We start from the raw sequence: 14891 nt of genomic DNA on the forward strand, positions 1-14891 counted from the left end.
GTCAGATGGTCAGGCTGCCGACAAGAAGGGAAAGGGCCTTCCCGAGGGTGGTAAAGGAGAGGCCCTGGAGGTACACCACAGCCCCGAAAAAGGGCCAGTCAGTTGCTTAACTGACTGGCATTACAACAGGGTTGCCGTTTTTTGGGTTTTCTCCCTCTCCCTGTGGGAAAGGGGATCAAACTACAGCGTATGTTCAGTACGGGCGATGATATCGTCCTGCGCATCCGGCGACAGGGCGGTGAAGAACGCCGAATAACCTGCGACGCGCACTACCAAATCACGATACTGGTCCGGGTGTTGCTTCGCTTCCAGCAGCGTCTCGCGGGAGACGATGTTGTACTGAATATGCCAGCCTTTATGCTCCTCGAAGAAGGTGCGCAGCAGCACCATCAGCTTCTGGCGGTCCGAATCGTTATCCAGCGTCGCCGGGTTGAGCTTCTGGTTCAGCAGCACGCCGCCGAGGATCGCTTCAGTCGGCAATTTTCCGACAGAGCCAATCACCGCCGTCGGGCCCAGATGGTCGGTACCGGAAGCCGGGCTGGCCCCTTCCGCCAGCGGGGTGTGCGCTTTACGTCCATCCGGCGTCGCCATGGTTGCGGCACCAAACGGCACGTTAGCCGAGATAGACGACGTACCCGCATAGTAATTGCCGCCAATCGGGCCACGGCCATAGCGCGGATTATGGTACTGCTTCAGCTCCTCGATGTAGGTCTGATACGCCCTGGCCAGCAGCAGATCCACGCTGTCATCGTCGTTGCCGTACTTCGGTGCGCCGTTAATCAAACGCTGACGCAGCTGTTCGTGGGTCAGTCCTTCGTAGTCATCCGCCAGTGCGGCGGCCAGCTGCTGCTGACCGATCACACCCTGTTCGAACACCAGCTTGCGCACCGCCGCCAGGCTGTTGCCGAGGTTGGCAATACCCACCTGCAGGCCGGACACCCAGTCGTACTTCGCGCCGCCCTGTTTGATGCTTTTCGCGCGCTCGATGCAGTCGTCCACCAGCGCCGAACACAGAATGTCGTGGACGTTCTCTTCCAGCATGGTGTCCACCACGTACTCAATTTCGATGGATTTACGGGTGTAGTATTTGATTTGACGATCCCAGGCGGCCATCACCTCGTCGAAGTTGTTGAAGTTGCCTGCCGAAAGGGCTTTCGCCTGCGGGAGGAACACTTTCCCGCTGGTGGCATCGCGGCCGCCTTCCATTGCCGCCAGCATCACGCGGGCGAAGTTGATAAAGCTCATCCCGGTGCAGCGGTAGCCCCACTTGCCGCCGACGGCGGTTTCGATGCAGCCAATCGCCGCGTAATCATAGGCATCAGCTTTTTCGACGCCGAGCTTGATGAACTCAGAGATCACAATTTCATCGTTGTTAAACGCCGGCATCCCGAAACCGCAGCGGATCACTTGTACGCAAGCGTCGAGGAAGTCATTGCTCATGCCTGCATGGTAGCGCACGCTCAGGTTTGGCTGGGTGGAGCGCAGGCGACCACAGGATTCCAGAATCGCGTAGGAGAGCGGGTTCACCGCATCCATCGGCACATCATTCACCAGCATCTGGCCGCCAATAGTCACGTTCTGGTACAGCGGACTCCCGGCAGAGGCTTTGGAGTGCGAGCCGGAGCGGATCTTGTTCACTTCCAGCAGCTTCAGCCAGCAGCTGTGCAGCAGCTCGATAGCGTGCTCGCGATCCAGGGACTGGTTCAGCTCCACGTCGCGGCGGTAGTACGGGTAGAGATACTGGTCCATACGGGCAAACGACACCGAGTGGCCGTTAGATTCAATCTGCAGGATCAGCTGAATGAAGTAGCACAGCTGCAGCGCCTGCCAGAAGGTTTTTGGCGGTTCGTGGGCGATCACGTCACAGTTTTCTGCCATCGCCAGCAGCTCGTCGCGGCGGCTTTCGCGGGTTTCGGTTTTCGCCATCTCGCGGGCCAGATCGGCAAAACGTTCGATATGCAGGCTTACCGCTTCCAGCACGATATCTACCGCTTTCAGGAACTGGTCGCCATGCAGATCCTCAAGGCAGGTGAGGTTGATGCGGGTGCGGCGCTCATCGACTTTGTGGCGCATACCGTCGAGCCCTTTTTCCAGCATCAGCGGGAAGTTCACCGCCAGGTGCGCGTCGCCGGAGGTCATGTTGCCTTCGGCTTTGATAATGCCGGTTTCCAGCAGGCCTTTCTGCTCGTCGGTGAACATGCCGTAGCAGCGATCCTGCACCGTCTGACCACGCCACCACGGGCAGAGCGTGTGCAGCACGCGCTTATTCTCTTCGCTGACCGCAAAGCCCGCGCCCGGACGATCCGCCAGGTCGTCGATCTCTTTTTCAATCCACGAGACGGTATATTCCGGGAAGATCGGCGCGGCGCGCACCTCGCTTGCCTGGTTACCGATAATCAGCTCGTCATGTTTGATCCAGATGGTGCGTTGCGCCAGATGATGGGCCAGCGCCAGCGCGCGACGCACCGGGATCGGCTTATCCATATGCTGCTGGTACATTTCGGTGTAGTGCTGGGCGCGTTCGGTACAGACCGGCGGCTTAACAATGTGGATCAGGGCCGATTTGTGCGCCTCAATGCGTTCGCTCAGGGTAGTAAGATTCAGCTGTGTCATAACATTATCCTCGTAAGGTCGCGGTTAACCCTTTCTGGGCGGCATAGTGCCGGGCAAAATCCAATAAGGCAGGGTTATCGAGCGGTTTATCAGGGGCAGAGTAAGGTTGGCCGAGCAGGTGATATTTGTTCATGCCAAGCGTGTGGTACGGCAGAAAATGGATGTCGTGGACGTTGAGTTCATCGGCGGCAAAATTAGTAATCGCGGTAATCGAGGCTTCATCGGCGTTAAAGCCCTGGATCAGCGGCACGCGGATGGTGAGCTGTTTTCCGGCGGCGGCCAGGCGCTTGAGGTTGTCCAGCACCCGTTTCGCGGAGCCGTCGGTCCACTGTTTGAAGACCTCGGCATCGACGTGCTTCAGGTCCGCCAGAAACAGATCGATGAACGGTAATGAAGGTTCGATATAGTGCCACGGCACATGCAGGCAGGTTTCTACTGCGGTGTGGATCCCCTGCGCATGGCTACTTTCAAACAGCGCACGGGCCAGCTCCGGGTTCATAAACGGCTCACCGCCGGAGAGGGTGATTCCCCCGCCGCTGCGATCGTAAAACGGCTTATCGCGCAGGACGGTGGCCATAATATCCGCCACCTGCTGCTCCTCACCGCAGACGGTCAGCGCCTGCGTCGGGCAGCAGTCGGTGAGGGCGTCGAGCAGCGGGGCGTCGAGTTTTTCCCGGTGGATAACCAGACCATTCAGCGCGCGGTGGATAACCCCCGGTGCCGCCTGCTGGCAGAGGTTGCATCCTTCCAGACACAGGCGAGCATCAAACAGCACCTCCCGGGCGCGGTCGCGGCTCTCCGGGTTCTGACACCAGCGGCAGCTCAGCGAGCAGCCTTTCATAAATACCACGGTGCGGATACCCGGGCCGTCATGGGTAGAATAGCGCTGAATGTTGAAAATCATAATATCGCCTCTTGTTGCGTATGAAGATTAAATTACTTTCGAATGAAAGTTATCTTGACGTACATCAACTCTGAGGCAGGTTTTCTCGTGATAGGGTTACTGCAGATTCATTTTTGAGGACCACATCATGGAACTGTATCTCGACACATCTGACGTAGCTGCTGTTAAACGACTGGCCCGCGTATTTCCGCTGGCAGGTGTCACGACTAACCCAAGCATTGTCGCCGCCGGTAAAACGCCGCTGGAGGTGTTACTGCCTCAGCTGCAGGAGGCGATGGGCGGTCAGGGCCGTCTGTTTGCGCAGGTGATGGCAACCACCGCTGAAGGCATGGTAGAAGACGCGCTTAAGCTGCGCGCCATCATGGCCGATCTGGTGGTGAAAGTGCCGGTCACGGCAGAAGGGCTGGCGGCGATCAAGATGCTGAAAGCACAAGGGGTTCCGACTCTGGGTACGGCGGTATACAGCGCGGCGCAGGGGATGATGGCGGCGTTGGCCGGGGCGGAATATGTTGCTCCGTACGTTAACCGCGTGGATGCGCAGGGCGGGGACGGGATCCAGACCGTTGCCGAATTACAGCAGCTGCTGACGCTTCATGTACCGAATTCAAAAGTGCTGGCGGCGAGCTTTAAAACCCCGCGTCAGGCGCTGGATTGCCTGCTGGCAGGCTGTGAATCTATCACCCTGCCGCTGGACGTGGCGCAGCAGCTGATTACCTCTCCGGCGGTGGATGCTGCGATTGCGAAGTTCGAGCAGGACTGGCAGGGCGCGTTTGGACGGACATCGATTTAACGCGCACGGAACTACCCCTCTCCCACAGGGAGAGGGAGCAAACACTAAAAACGGCAACAGTGTTGCCGTTTTGCTTTAACCTCCACACACCTCACAGCCCGGATTACGCATCAGCTTCATCTCGCGGAACTGGCAGGTCATCGCGTCGTACATCACGATTTTCCCCGCTGCAGGCGTACCGTAATGCGCCAGCACTTTAATGGCTTCCATTGCCTGCATAGAACCGATCACCCCGACCAGCGGCGCCATTACGCCGGCTTCCACGCAGGTGAGGGCATTCTCGCCAAACAGACGACTCAGGCAGCGGTAACAGGGATCGCCTTCGGCATACGTAAAGACGCTGACTTGCCCCTCCATGCGGATCGCCGCCCCGGACACCAGCGGCGTCTTATGCACAAAACAGCCCGCGTTGAGCTGGTTGCGGATCGCGACGTTATCGGTGCAGTCGAGCACCAGATCGTGATGGGCAATCTGCGCAAACAGCGAGGTTTCATCGAGCAGCGCGTTAAGAAGGGTAAACCTGACGTTGGGGTTGATGCGCGCCAGCGACGCGTGGGCGGAGACCACTTTCGGCTCGCCGAGGGTGGCGTCGCTGTGCAGCGTCTGGCGCTGTAGATTGGACAGTGAAACGGTATCGAAATCGAGCAGCGTCATGTGCCCCACGCCTGCGGCTGCCAGATACTGCGCGGCGGCACAGCCCAGCCCGCCAAGGCCCACCACCAGCACGTTGGCCGCTTTCAGCGCTTCCTGACCGTCAAAATCAAAGCCGCGCAGCACGATCTGGCGGTTGTAGCGCAGCATCTCGTTATCGCTCAGTTCCACCGCCATGGTCAGCCCCCAAACAGTGCGTTAAACGGCTCAACTTCCACCCATTCACCGGCTTCCACGTTGCCGCGCTCGCGCTCCAGCACGATAAAGCAGTTGCCCTGGCTGAATGAGCTGAAAATATGTGAACCCTGATGGCCGGTAGTACTCACTTCCAGATCGCCGTCGGCGTTACGCGCCAGAATACCGCGCTGGAAGTCGAGACGCCCCGGCGATTTCTTCAGTCGGGTCGCTGCGCGCACGCGCTGACGAGCAGGCAGGCTGTGGGCGGTATTGCCGGATAATTTCGCCAGCAGCGGCTTTACCAGTTGATAAAACGTAAACGCCGCCGAGACCGGGTTGCCCGGCAGCCCGCAGAACCAGCTGTCGGGCAGTTTGCCAAAGGCGAAGGGTTTGCCCGGCTTGATGGCCAGTTTCCAGAACCCAATTTCTCCCAGCTCATCAAGAATGGTTTTGGTGTAATCTGCTTCGCCCACCGACACGCCGCCAGAGCTGAGTACCACGTCGGCGACGCGGTTTGCTTCCAGGAACGCGGCGCGTAGCTGCTGCGGATCGTCAGGAATAATGCCGAGATTCATCACCTCGCAGCCGAGCTGCTCCAGCATCAGATGCACCGCCAGGCGGTTGGTGTCGTAGATCTGCCCCTCTGCCAGCGGCTGGCCCGGGAGTTGCAGTTCATCGCCAGTGGAGAACACCGCGACGCGCGCTTTACGCACCACCGCAACACTGGCAATACCCAGCGAAGCCAGCACCGGCAGTTCGGCCACGGTCAACCGGGTCCCCGCCGCAAAAACGGTGGCGCCCTGGGTGATGTCCTCTCCGCTGCGACGGATATTCTGGTTTGCCTTAACGCTGGCGGTGAACCGCACGCCGTTGTCAGCCTGTTCGGTCTCTTCCTGCATCACCACCGCATCGCAGCCCGCGGGAACCGGGGCACCGGTCATAATGCGGATGCAACTTCCGGCTGGCCATTCACCGTGGAAGGGTTGCCCGGCAAAGGCTTTGCCCGCCACCGGCAGGGGAGTGCCTGCCACCAGATCCGCCAGACGTACGGCATAGCCATCCATCGCCGAGTTATCAAAACCCGGGACGTTGAGCGGCGAGACAATATCAGCGGCGGTGACGCGGCCAAAACAGCTCAGCAGCGGCAGCGTTTCCTGTTCTGACAGCGGGGTAATGCTCGCGAGCATCTGGGTGAGAGCCGTCTCAAGCGGCATCAGTCCGGCGGTAAAATCCATGGGTTACTCCAGCGCGGTAATAGCGAAGGCGCTCATTATGGCAGAAAAGTGCCGTTAACTGTATGACACCATGGGCTTACCCTTTACATCACGGTTGTGTCTTTCTATATTCAAAAATTATCTGAAACTCCGGCAACGATAATGATATTTATAGAAAAAGCGGCAATTCAGCGCGCAAAGGTGAAGTGAATGGGGAATGCAGTCATCGCAATTCATGGCGGCGCAGGGGCGATTACCCGGGCGCAGCTCAGTCAGGCGCAAGAGCAGCGCTATGTTGAGGCGCTTTCGTCGATAGTGGAAAACGGTCAGCGAATGCTGGAGGCGGGCGAGAGCGCGCTGGATGTGGTGACCGAAGCGGTGCGCCTGCTGGAGGAGTGCCCGTTGTTCAATGCAGGGATTGGCGCGGTCTTTACCCGCGACGAAACCCATGAGCTGGATGCCTGCGTCATGGACGGCATTACCCTGAAAGCCGGTGCCGTGGCGGGTGTCAGCCACCTGCGCAACCCCGTACTGGCCGCGCGGCTGGTGATGGAGCAAAGCCCGCACGTGCTGCTGGTGGGCGAGGGCGCCGAGAAATTTGCCTTCGACCATGGCATGGAATCCGTTTCGCCGGAGATCTTTTCCACCCCCGAGCGCTACCAGCAGCTGCTGGCGGCACGCGGTGCAGGTGATGTTCGTCTCGACCACGCCGCCCCGCTGGACGAATCCAGCAAAACCGGCACCGTCGGCGCCGTGGCGCTGGACAAGGCCGGGAACCTGGCGGCGGCCACGTCGACGGGCGGGATGACCAATAAACTCCCAGGACGGGTGGGCGACACTCCCTTACCCGGCGCGGGCTGCTACGCCAATAACGCCAGTGTGGCGGTCTCCTGTACCGGCACCGGCGAGGTGTTTATCCGCACCCTGGCGGCCTATGACATTGCGGCACTGATGGACTACGGCGGCTTAAGCCTGGCCGAAGCCTGCGAGCGGGTGGTGATGGAAAAACTTCCCGCCCTCGACGGCAGCGGCGGCCTGATTGCCGTCGATCGTGAGGGTAACGTGGCGTTGCCTTTTAACAGTGAAGGTATGTATCGCGCCTGGGGTTATGCCGGAGATGCGCCCAGCACCGGGATCTATCGTGAATAAGGGGAACCGGATGCCGAACAGCGATCGGCTCGACAGCCAGCAGGTGCTGGCCGTACATCATCTGAATGTTGCCTTTCCTGACGGTCGGGCGCCTGTCCCGGCGGTCAAAAATCTCTCTTTTTCGCTGAAGCGCGGCGAGACGCTGGCGATTGTCGGTGAATCCGGTTCCGGGAAATCGGTCACCGCGCTATCGCTGATGCGCCTGATTGAGCAGTCCGGCGGGCTTGTCGACTGCGGTAGTCTGCTATTGCGTCGCCGCAGCGGCCAGGTGAGCAATCTCACCGACCTGAGTCCGTCGCAGATGCGCAGCGTGCGCGGGGCCGATATGGCGATGATTTTCCAGGAGCCGATGACCTCCCTTAACCCGGTGTTTCCGGTGGGTGAGCAGATTGCCGAGTCGATTCGCCTGCATCAGGGGCTGAATGGCGTCGAGGCGCTGGCCGAAGCAAAACGGATGCTGGAGCAGGTGCGGATCCCGGAGGCCGAGGCCATTCTGAACCGCTATCCGCATCAGCTGTCCGGCGGGATGCGCCAGCGGGTGATGATCGCCATGGCGCTCTCCTGTCGCCCGGCGGTGCTGATTGCCGATGAGCCGACCACCGCGCTCGACGTTACGATCCAGGCGCAGATCCTGCAGCTGATCAAAGTGTTGCAGCAGGAGATGGAGATGGGGGTGATTTTTATCACCCACGACATGGGGGTGGTGGCGGATATTGCCGATCGGGTGCTGGTGATGTATCAGGGTGAGGCCGTCGAAACCGGCCCGGTTGAACAGATTTTCCATGCGCCGCAGCATCCCTACACCCGGGCGCTGCTGGCGGCTGTCCCGCGGCTTGGGGCGATGCACGGCAGCGACTTACCGCGGCGCTTCCCGCTGATTTCGCCTGCCCAACCCGACTATCAGGAAGCGGAGACCGAGCAGGATACCGTGGTGCCGGGCGAGCCGATTTTGCAGGTCCGGGACCTTGTGACGCGCTTTGGGCTGCGCGGCGGACTGCTGAACCGCATCAAGCGAGAAGTGCACGCGGTGGAGCATGTCAGCTTTGATTTATGGCCCGGCGAGACGCTGTCGCTGGTGGGAGAGTCCGGCAGCGGAAAATCCACCACCGGGCGAGCGCTGCTGCGGCTGGTAGAGTCCCAGGCGGGCACCATCACCTTCAACGGCGAGCGCATCGATACCCTGCCTGCCAGCAAGCTTCAGCCGCTGCGCCGGGATATTCAGTTTATCTTTCAGGACCCGTACGCCTCTCTCGATCCCCGCCAGACGGTGGGCTATTCAATCATGGAGCCGCTGCGGGTGCATAACTTGCTGGACGGGGTCGCCGCCGAGCGTCGGGTCGCCTGGCTGCTGGAGCGGGTGGGGCTGAAGCCGGAACACGCCTGGCGCTATCCGCATGAGTTTTCTGGCGGCCAGCGGCAGCGGATCTGCATTGCCCGCGCGCTGGCGCTCAACCCGAAAGTGGTGATTGCCGACGAGTCCGTCTCGGCGCTGGACGTCTCGATTCAGGCGCAGATCATCAACCTGCTGCTCGACCTGCAGCGGGACATGGGCATCGCGTTTCTGTTTATTTCGCACGACATGGCGGTGGTGGAGCGCATCAGCCATCGCGTGGCGGTAATGTATCTCGGGCAAATCGTTGAGATTGGCCCGCGCCGAGCGGTATTTGAAAACCCACAGCATCCATATACCCGTAAGCTGATGGCCGCTGTACCGGTCGCCGATCCGGCTCATCGCCACGCCCAACGGGTGCTGGTGCAGGATGAGCTGCCGGGCAATATTCGCAAGCGGGGAGAGTCTGCCGAGCGCGTTGTGCTTCGGGAGGTGAGCCCCGGTCATTTTGTCGCGCCGCCGCGCCAGGATAATGCGTTTTCACGTTTATAACCAACAACAACAGCAGGGAACAACAGGAGAATACAATGACAAAATTTGTTGCTCGCAGATGGCTGTTAGCCGCGAGCGTCACGGCAGCACTGGCTGCCACACCCGCGTTTGCGGCCAAAGATGTCGTGGTGGCGGTGGCGTCCAACTTCACCACCCTCGATCCGTATGATGCCAACGACACCCTGTCGCAGGCGGTGGCGAAGTCGTTTTATCAGGGGCTGTTTGGTCTTGATAAAGAGATGCAGCTGAAAAACGTGCTTGCCGAGAGCTACAAGGTCTCTGACGACGGGCTGGTGTATACCGTGAAGCTGCGCAGCGGCGTGAAGTTCCAGGACGGTACCGACTTCAACGCCCAAGCCGTGAAGGTCAACCTCGATCGCGCCAGCAATCCGCAAAACAGCCTTAAGCGCTATAACCTGTATAAAAATATCGCCAGCACCGAGGCTGTCGATCCCACCACGGTAAAAATCACCCTTAAAGAGCCGTTCTCGGCCTTTATCAACATTCTTGCCCACCCGGCCACGGCGATGATCTCCCCAGAAGCGCTGAAAAAATACGGCAAAGAGATTGGCTTCCATCCGGTGGGCACCGGGCCGTATGAGCTGGTGACCTGGAATCAGACCGACTTTGTGAAGGTGAAGAAGTTTGCCGGTTACTGGCAGCAGGGACTGCCGAAGCTGGACACCATCACCTGGCGTCCGGTGGTGGATAACAACACTCGCGCGGCGATGTTACAGACCGGCGAAGCGCAGTTTGCTTTCCCGATCCCCTACGAGCAGGCGGCGCTGCTGAGTAAAAACAGCAAGCTGGAGCTGGTGGCCACCCCGTCAATCATGCAGCGCTATATCAGCATGAACGTCACCCAAAAGCCGTTCGATAACCCGAAAGTGCGCGAGGCGATTAACTACGCCATCAACCGCGAGGCGCTGGTGAAGGTGGCCTTTGCTGGCTATGCCACCCCAGCGACCGGCGTGGTACCGCCATCCATCGCGTACTCCCAGCAGTATCACCCGTGGGAATACAACCCGACAAAAGCGCGCGAACTGCTGAAAGAGGCCGGATTCCCGAACGGCTTCAGCACCACCCTGTGGTCGTCGCACAATCACAGTACCGCCCAGAAGGTGCTGCAGTTTACCCAGCAGCAGCTGGCGCAGGTGGGGATTAAGGTGCAGGTGACGGCGATGGATGCCGGTCAGCGCGCGGCAGAGGTGGAAGGCAAAGGGCAGAAAGAGAGCGGGGTGAGAATGTTCTACACCGGCTGGACCGCCTCGACCGGTGAAGCCGACTGGGCGCTGTCGCCGCTGTTTGCCTCCGGAAACTGGCCGCCAACCCTGTTCAATACCGCGTTCTACAGCAACCCGCAGGTGGATAAAGATCTGACGGATGCCCTGAAAACCACTCAACCGGAAGAGAAAGCGAAACTGTACAGGGATGCGCAGGATACCATCTGGAAAGAGTCACCGTGGGTGCCGCTGGTGGTCGAGAAGCTGGTGTCGGCGCATAACAAGGCGCTGACCGGGTTCTACATCATGCCGGATACCGGCTTTAGCTTTGACGACGCGGATCTGAAATAGAGCACTCATTCCCGCAGGTTTACGCCTGCGGGATGAGAGGAATGTGCATGCTGAATTATGTGATTAAACGTTTGTTGGGGCTGATCCCGACGCTGTTGATTGTGGCGGTGCTGGTCTTTTTGTTTGTGCATATGCTGCCGGGCGATCCGGCGCGATTGATTGCCGGTCCGGAAGCGGACGCCACGGTGATCGAGCTGGTGCGTAAGCAGCTTGGACTGGATCAACCGCTGTATGTGCAGTTCTGGCACTACATGACCAACGTCCTGCAGGGCGATTTTGGCACTTCGATGGTGTCGCGCAGACCGGTCTCGGAAGAGATCGCCAGCCGCTTTATGCCCACCTTCTGGCTGACCATTGCCAGCATGGCCTGGGCGATGCTGTTTGGTCTGGGGGCCGGGATTGTGGCGGCCGTCTGGCGTAACCGCTGGCCGGACCGGCTGGGGATGGCGCTGGCGGTGACGGGGATCTCCTTCCCGGCCTTTGCGCTGGGGATGCTGCTGATGCAGGTCTTCTCTGTCGAGCTGGGCTGGTTGCCCACCGTGGGGGCCGACAGCTGGCGGCACTATATCCTGCCATCTTTGACCCTGGGAGCGGCGGTGGCGGCGGTGATGGCACGTTTCACCCGCGCCTCGTTTGTTGATGTGCTGAACGAAGACTATATGCGCACCGCCCGGGCGAAAGGGGTTAGCGAGAAGTGGGTGATCCTCAAGCACGGCCTGCGCAACGCGATGATCCCGGTGGTGACCATGATGGGGCTGCAGTTCGGCTTCCTGCTCGGCGGCTCGATCGTGGTGGAAAAGGTCTTCAACTGGCCGGGGCTCGGGCGCTTGCTGGTCGATTCCGTCGATATGCGCGACTACCCGGTGATCCAGGCGGAAGTGCTGCTCTTTTCGCTGGAGTTTATTCTTATCAACTTAGTGGTGGATGTGCTCTATGCCGCCATTAATCCGGCTATCAGGTACAAGTAAGATGCGATTGTTAAACTGGCGTCGGCACGCCATGTTAAAGGCGATGCCGGGACTCAAACCGGATCAGATCCGCACGCCGTGGTTCGAATTCTGGCGACGCTTTCGTAAGCAGCCAGTGGCGATGACCGCCGGGCTATTTGTCCTGCTGCTGATCCTGGTGGCGGTATTGGCCCCCTGGATCGTCCCCTTCGATGCGGAGAATTATTTCGATTATGACCGTCTGAACGAAGGCCCGTCGATGATGCACTGGTTCGGCGTGGACTCGCTCGGACGCGATATCTTCAGCCGGGTGCTGATGGGGGCGCAGATCTCGCTCGCCGCCGGGGTATTTGCGGTGCTGATTGGCGCAGCTATCGGCACGGTGCTGGGCCTGATGGCCGGTTACTACGAAGGCTGGTGGGACCGGATCATCATGCGCATCTGCGACGTGCTCTTTGCCTTCCCCGGCATTCTGCTGGCGATTGCGGTGGTGGCGGTGATGGGCAACGGCATGGCCAACGTGATCATCGCCGTGGCGATCTTCTCCATCCCGGCCTTTGCCCGCCTGGTGCGCGGCAATACCCTGGTCCTGAAGCAGCAGACCTTTATTGAGTCGGCGCGCAGCATTGGCGCCAGTGATACCACCATCCTGTTTAACCATATTCTGCCAGGTACCGTCTCCTCGATCGTGGTCTATTTCACCATGCGTATCGGGGTGTCGATTATCTCGGCCGCCAGCCTGTCGTTCTTAGGGTTAGGCGCTCAGCCGCCGACCCCGGAGTGGGGGGCGATGCTCAACGAGGCGCGGGCCGATATGGTGATTGCCCCGCATGTGGCGTTATTCCCGAGCATGGCGATTTTCCTCACCGTATTGGCGTTTAATCTGCTGGGAGATGGGTTGCGCGACGCGCTTGATCCAAGAATTAAGGGGTAATGCCAAAACCTACCAATAATTGTAGAGGTGAGTGGTAAAAGGTTCTTTTATTCAGTGAGTTAAGAAATGCCGTATAAAAGGTTTGCTGGAGTTAACGGTTTGTAAAAATTATAATGGTTAATGATTGAATAACGTTAAATATTGTAAGGATTACAATGAAAAAGCTCCTTTTATGCGGCATGGTTTTACTTTCTACCTCTTGCGCCGATTTCCAGAAAAACATGAGTGACGGGATGAAAGCGGTCAATACGGCCCTGACACCCAAATCGTCCACTGGCGCGCAAACCGCAGCGGCGGCAAAAGAGTCCGGCACCATCACCAATGACCAGTGCAAGACCAGCATCGGCAAGAGCCGGGACTATTTCGAACAGATCGTCGGCTTCAAGCTGAACGAGTCCAACTCCTCGGGCTATACCTCGTTCTCCGAAACCTACAACCTGCGCATTTCCGATCGTAAAGACCGCTTTGGCGGCAACTTTGCTATCTGCATTATCTCTATCGATCCGCAGACCAATAAGGTCACCACCTTCTCTATGCCGACCTGATTGCGATATCGTGCCTGCTTTCAGCCCGGCCAGCGGCCGGGCTGAAAGCAGTTAACGAAGCGCAGCAACCAGCGCTTTTGCCACTTCTTCGGAGCTGGCCGGATTCTGTCCTGTGATAAGCTGGCCGTCTTCGACAATATACGATCCCCAGTTCGGCCCTTTCTGGTAGTTCGCCCCCAGGGCAATCAACTCATCTTCCACCAGGAAAGGGACGATGTCGGTCAACTCGACGTCAGCCTCTTCGCCGTTGGTAAACCCGGTCACCTGACGACCCTTAACCAGCGGCTCGCCAGAGGCGGCCTTCACATGGCGCAGCACGCCCGGCGCATGACAGACGAAGCCCGTGGGTTTACCGGCGCGGGTGAAGGCTTCAATCAGGGCGATGGAGGTCTGTGACTCGGCCAGATCCCACAGCGGGCCGTGGCCGCCGGGATAGAAGACGGTATCAAAATCGTCCTGACGCACACTATCGAGCTTGAGGGTGTTGGCGAGTTCGCGCTGGGCCGCCGGATCGGCTTTGAAGCGCTGGGTCAGTTCGGTCTGAAAATCGGCTGAATCACTCTTGGGATCCAGCGGAGGCTGGCCGCCTGCCGGGGAGGCCAGTACCACCTCGGCCCCCGCATCCTTGAAGAGGTAATACGGGGCGGCAAACTCTTCCAGCCAGAAGCCCGTTTTCTTACCGGTATTGCCCAGTTCACTGTGAGAGGTGAGAACCATTAAGACTTTCATTATTCGCTCCGGTGATGATACGAGCTTTAAAAATAGCCTGGTTCGGCAAAGCCATCCTCGAAGAGAGGGCTGTTTCGGAACTATTACGGCAGCTACCAGAAATAATTTTATTCTCCTGCCCGGGAAGGATGACAATCCTGGTTATCATCAGGAAATCTCAGACACATCAAGGAATAAACGATGGTTAAGGTACGTGACGCGCAGGCGGAAGATTTCGACGTATGGTTAAGGTTGTGGAAGGGCTATCTGAATTTTTACGGCACCGGGCTGGATGAAGCGGTAACCCTGGCGACCTGGCGGCGGGTGTTGTCCCCGGAGTCGGGGCTGTTTTGCCGACTGGCCGAAACCGAACAGGGCGTGGTGGGGTTCGCGATTTGTGTCCTGCATGAAGGCACCTGGGTGACCCAGCCGCTGTGCTATCTGGAAGATCTGTTTGTCGATGACGCGGCGCGCGGCAAGGGGGCGGGCAGGGCGTTGATTGAGGCCATTATTGATGAGGCCCGGAAGCAGTCATGGTCGAAGGTCTACTGGGTCACCCGGGAGGGCAATCCAGCCCGGGCGCTGTATGACAAGTTGGCAACGGTAGATGATTACGTTCGCTACCGGATTACGATTTAACAATGATTGGCACGGTCGATCCCCTCTCCCTGAGGGATGTACAGTCCGGGGACATAGTGAACACTTGTTCGGGGACATGGTAGACACTTACAACTAAGGCATAAGAACCCGTTTATGGAGCCACTTATGCCCTGGGATGCGAGAGATACCATGTCATTACGTAA

General features: G+C 59.0%; 14 protein-coding genes. 9 read left to right on the plus strand and 5 right to left on the minus strand.

Annotated features, from left to right (window positions below; all coding sequences use genetic code 11):
* A partial coding sequence (locus M8014_RS00230) for a hypothetical protein (protein ID WP_271280592.1) occupies nucleotides 1–110 on the plus strand: 110 nt, incomplete at its 5' end.
* A gap of 70 nt (nucleotides 111–180) precedes the next feature.
* Here the strand turns inward: M8014_RS00230 and M8014_RS00235 are convergent.
* Nucleotides 181–2613 carry a formate C-acetyltransferase/glycerol dehydratase family glycyl radical enzyme gene (locus tag M8014_RS00235; RefSeq protein WP_271280580.1) on the minus strand — a complete coding sequence of 811 codons (2433 nt, stop codon included), beginning with the start codon at nucleotides 2611–2613 and terminating at the stop codon, nucleotides 181–183.
* A gap of 4 nt (nucleotides 2614–2617) precedes the next feature.
* The gene (locus M8014_RS00240; RefSeq protein ID WP_271280581.1) at nucleotides 2618–3517 is read right to left on the minus strand and encodes a glycyl-radical enzyme activating protein; all 900 of its coding nucleotides are present in this window, start codon (nucleotides 3515–3517) and stop codon (nucleotides 2618–2620) included.
* A 127-nt stretch (nucleotides 3518–3644) separates the two neighbouring features.
* Between M8014_RS00240 and fsa the strand changes: the two genes are divergently transcribed.
* The gene (gene fsa / locus M8014_RS00245) at nucleotides 3645–4307 is read left to right on the plus strand and encodes a fructose-6-phosphate aldolase (RefSeq protein WP_271280582.1); all 663 of its coding nucleotides are present in this window, start codon (nucleotides 3645–3647) and stop codon (nucleotides 4305–4307) included.
* 75 nt (nucleotides 4308–4382) lie between these two features.
* On the opposite strand, the gene moeB is transcribed toward fsa, so the two are convergent.
* Together moeB and moeA are read right to left on the minus strand one after the other, a co-directional pair.
* A complete protein-coding gene (gene moeB / locus M8014_RS00250; RefSeq protein ID WP_271280583.1) occupies nucleotides 4383–5135 on the minus strand; it encodes a molybdopterin-synthase adenylyltransferase MoeB in 753 nt (250 codons plus the stop codon).
* Nucleotides 5136–5137: 2 nt separating this feature from the next.
* A complete protein-coding gene (gene moeA / locus M8014_RS00255) occupies nucleotides 5138–6370 on the minus strand; it encodes a molybdopterin molybdotransferase MoeA (protein WP_271280584.1) in 1233 nt (410 codons plus the stop codon).
* 189 nt (nucleotides 6371–6559) lie between these two features.
* Here moeA and iaaA point away from each other — a divergent pair, with 189 nt between their 5' ends.
* The 6 genes from iaaA to M8014_RS00285 all read left to right on the plus strand — a co-directional run bounded on the left by iaaA (nucleotide 6560) and on the right by M8014_RS00285 (nucleotide 13380).
* On the plus strand, nucleotides 6560–7498 hold the full coding sequence (iaaA, locus tag M8014_RS00260; RefSeq protein ID WP_271280585.1) for a beta-aspartyl-peptidase: 939 nt from the start codon (nucleotides 6560–6562) through the stop codon (nucleotides 7496–7498).
* Between the two features lie 10 nt (nucleotides 7499–7508).
* Nucleotides 7509–9380, plus strand: a complete 1872-nt coding sequence (gsiA, locus tag M8014_RS00265) for a glutathione ABC transporter ATP-binding protein GsiA (protein WP_271280593.1) — start codon at nucleotides 7509–7511, stop codon at nucleotides 9378–9380.
* Between the two features lie 35 nt (nucleotides 9381–9415).
* Complete coding sequence (gsiB, locus tag M8014_RS00270; protein ID WP_271280586.1) at nucleotides 9416–10954, plus strand: glutathione ABC transporter substrate-binding protein GsiB; 1539 nt, start codon at nucleotides 9416–9418, stop codon at nucleotides 10952–10954.
* Nucleotides 10955–11001: 47 nt separating this feature from the next.
* Nucleotides 11002–11922, plus strand: coding sequence for a glutathione ABC transporter permease GsiC (gene gsiC / locus M8014_RS00275; protein WP_271280587.1), 921 nt, complete (start codon nucleotides 11002–11004; stop codon nucleotides 11920–11922).
* Nucleotide 11923: 1 nt separating this feature from the next.
* The gene (gene gsiD, locus M8014_RS00280; protein ID WP_271280588.1) at nucleotides 11924–12835 is read left to right on the plus strand and encodes a glutathione ABC transporter permease GsiD; all 912 of its coding nucleotides are present in this window, start codon (nucleotides 11924–11926) and stop codon (nucleotides 12833–12835) included.
* A gap of 155 nt (nucleotides 12836–12990) precedes the next feature.
* Entirely contained in the window at nucleotides 12991–13380 is a 390-nt protein-coding gene (locus tag M8014_RS00285) for a hypothetical protein (RefSeq protein ID WP_271280589.1), read from the plus strand.
* A 51-nt stretch (nucleotides 13381–13431) separates the two neighbouring features.
* Here the strand turns inward: M8014_RS00285 and M8014_RS00290 are convergent, their stop codons facing one another.
* On the minus strand, nucleotides 13432–14109 hold the full coding sequence (locus tag M8014_RS00290; RefSeq protein ID WP_271280590.1) for a type 1 glutamine amidotransferase domain-containing protein: 678 nt from the start codon (nucleotides 14107–14109) through the stop codon (nucleotides 13432–13434).
* 180 nt (nucleotides 14110–14289) lie between these two features.
* Between M8014_RS00290 and M8014_RS00295 the strand changes: the two genes are divergently transcribed.
* A complete protein-coding gene (locus M8014_RS00295) occupies nucleotides 14290–14727 on the plus strand; it encodes a GNAT family N-acetyltransferase (RefSeq protein ID WP_271280591.1) in 438 nt (145 codons plus the stop codon).
* Nucleotides 14728–14891: the final 164 nt, after the last annotated feature.

It is taken from the genome of Silvania hatchlandensis (assembly GCF_025564065.1).
GTDB classification, from domain to species: Bacteria; Pseudomonadota; Gammaproteobacteria; order Enterobacterales; family Enterobacteriaceae; genus Enterobacter; species Enterobacter hatchlandensis.

What these genes read in the sequence shown, in the direction of transcription:
- M8014_RS00290 (WP_271280590.1), bottom strand. Translation starts at nt 14,109, where the DNA reads ATGAAAGTCTTAATGGTTCTCACCTCTCACAGTGAACTGGGCAATACC.
- moeA (WP_271280584.1), bottom strand. Translation starts at nt 6,370, where the DNA reads ATGGATTTTACCGCCGGACTGATGCCGCTTGAGACGGCTCTCACCCAG.
- M8014_RS00295 (WP_271280591.1), top strand. Translation starts at nt 14,290, where the DNA reads ATGGTTAAGGTACGTGACGCGCAGGCGGAAGATTTCGACGTATGGTTA.
- fsa (WP_271280582.1), top strand. Translation starts at nt 3,645, where the DNA reads ATGGAACTGTATCTCGACACATCTGACGTAGCTGCTGTTAAACGACTG.
- gsiD (WP_271280588.1), top strand. Translation starts at nt 11,924, where the DNA reads ATGCGATTGTTAAACTGGCGTCGGCACGCCATGTTAAAGGCGATGCCG.
- M8014_RS00240 (WP_271280581.1), bottom strand. Translation starts at nt 3,517, where the DNA reads ATGATTTTCAACATTCAGCGCTATTCTACCCATGACGGCCCGGGTATC.
- iaaA (WP_271280585.1), top strand. Translation starts at nt 6,560, where the DNA reads ATGGGGAATGCAGTCATCGCAATTCATGGCGGCGCAGGGGCGATTACC.
- gsiB (WP_271280586.1), top strand. Translation starts at nt 9,416, where the DNA reads ATGACAAAATTTGTTGCTCGCAGATGGCTGTTAGCCGCGAGCGTCACG.
- M8014_RS00235 (WP_271280580.1), bottom strand. Translation starts at nt 2,613, where the DNA reads ATGACACAGCTGAATCTTACTACCCTGAGCGAACGCATTGAGGCGCAC.
- gsiA (WP_271280593.1), top strand. Translation starts at nt 7,509, where the DNA reads ATGCCGAACAGCGATCGGCTCGACAGCCAGCAGGTGCTGGCCGTACAT.
- M8014_RS00285 (WP_271280589.1), top strand. Translation starts at nt 12,991, where the DNA reads ATGAAAAAGCTCCTTTTATGCGGCATGGTTTTACTTTCTACCTCTTGC.
- moeB (WP_271280583.1), bottom strand. Translation starts at nt 5,135, where the DNA reads ATGGCGGTGGAACTGAGCGATAACGAGATGCTGCGCTACAACCGCCAG.
- gsiC (WP_271280587.1), top strand. Translation starts at nt 11,002, where the DNA reads ATGCTGAATTATGTGATTAAACGTTTGTTGGGGCTGATCCCGACGCTG.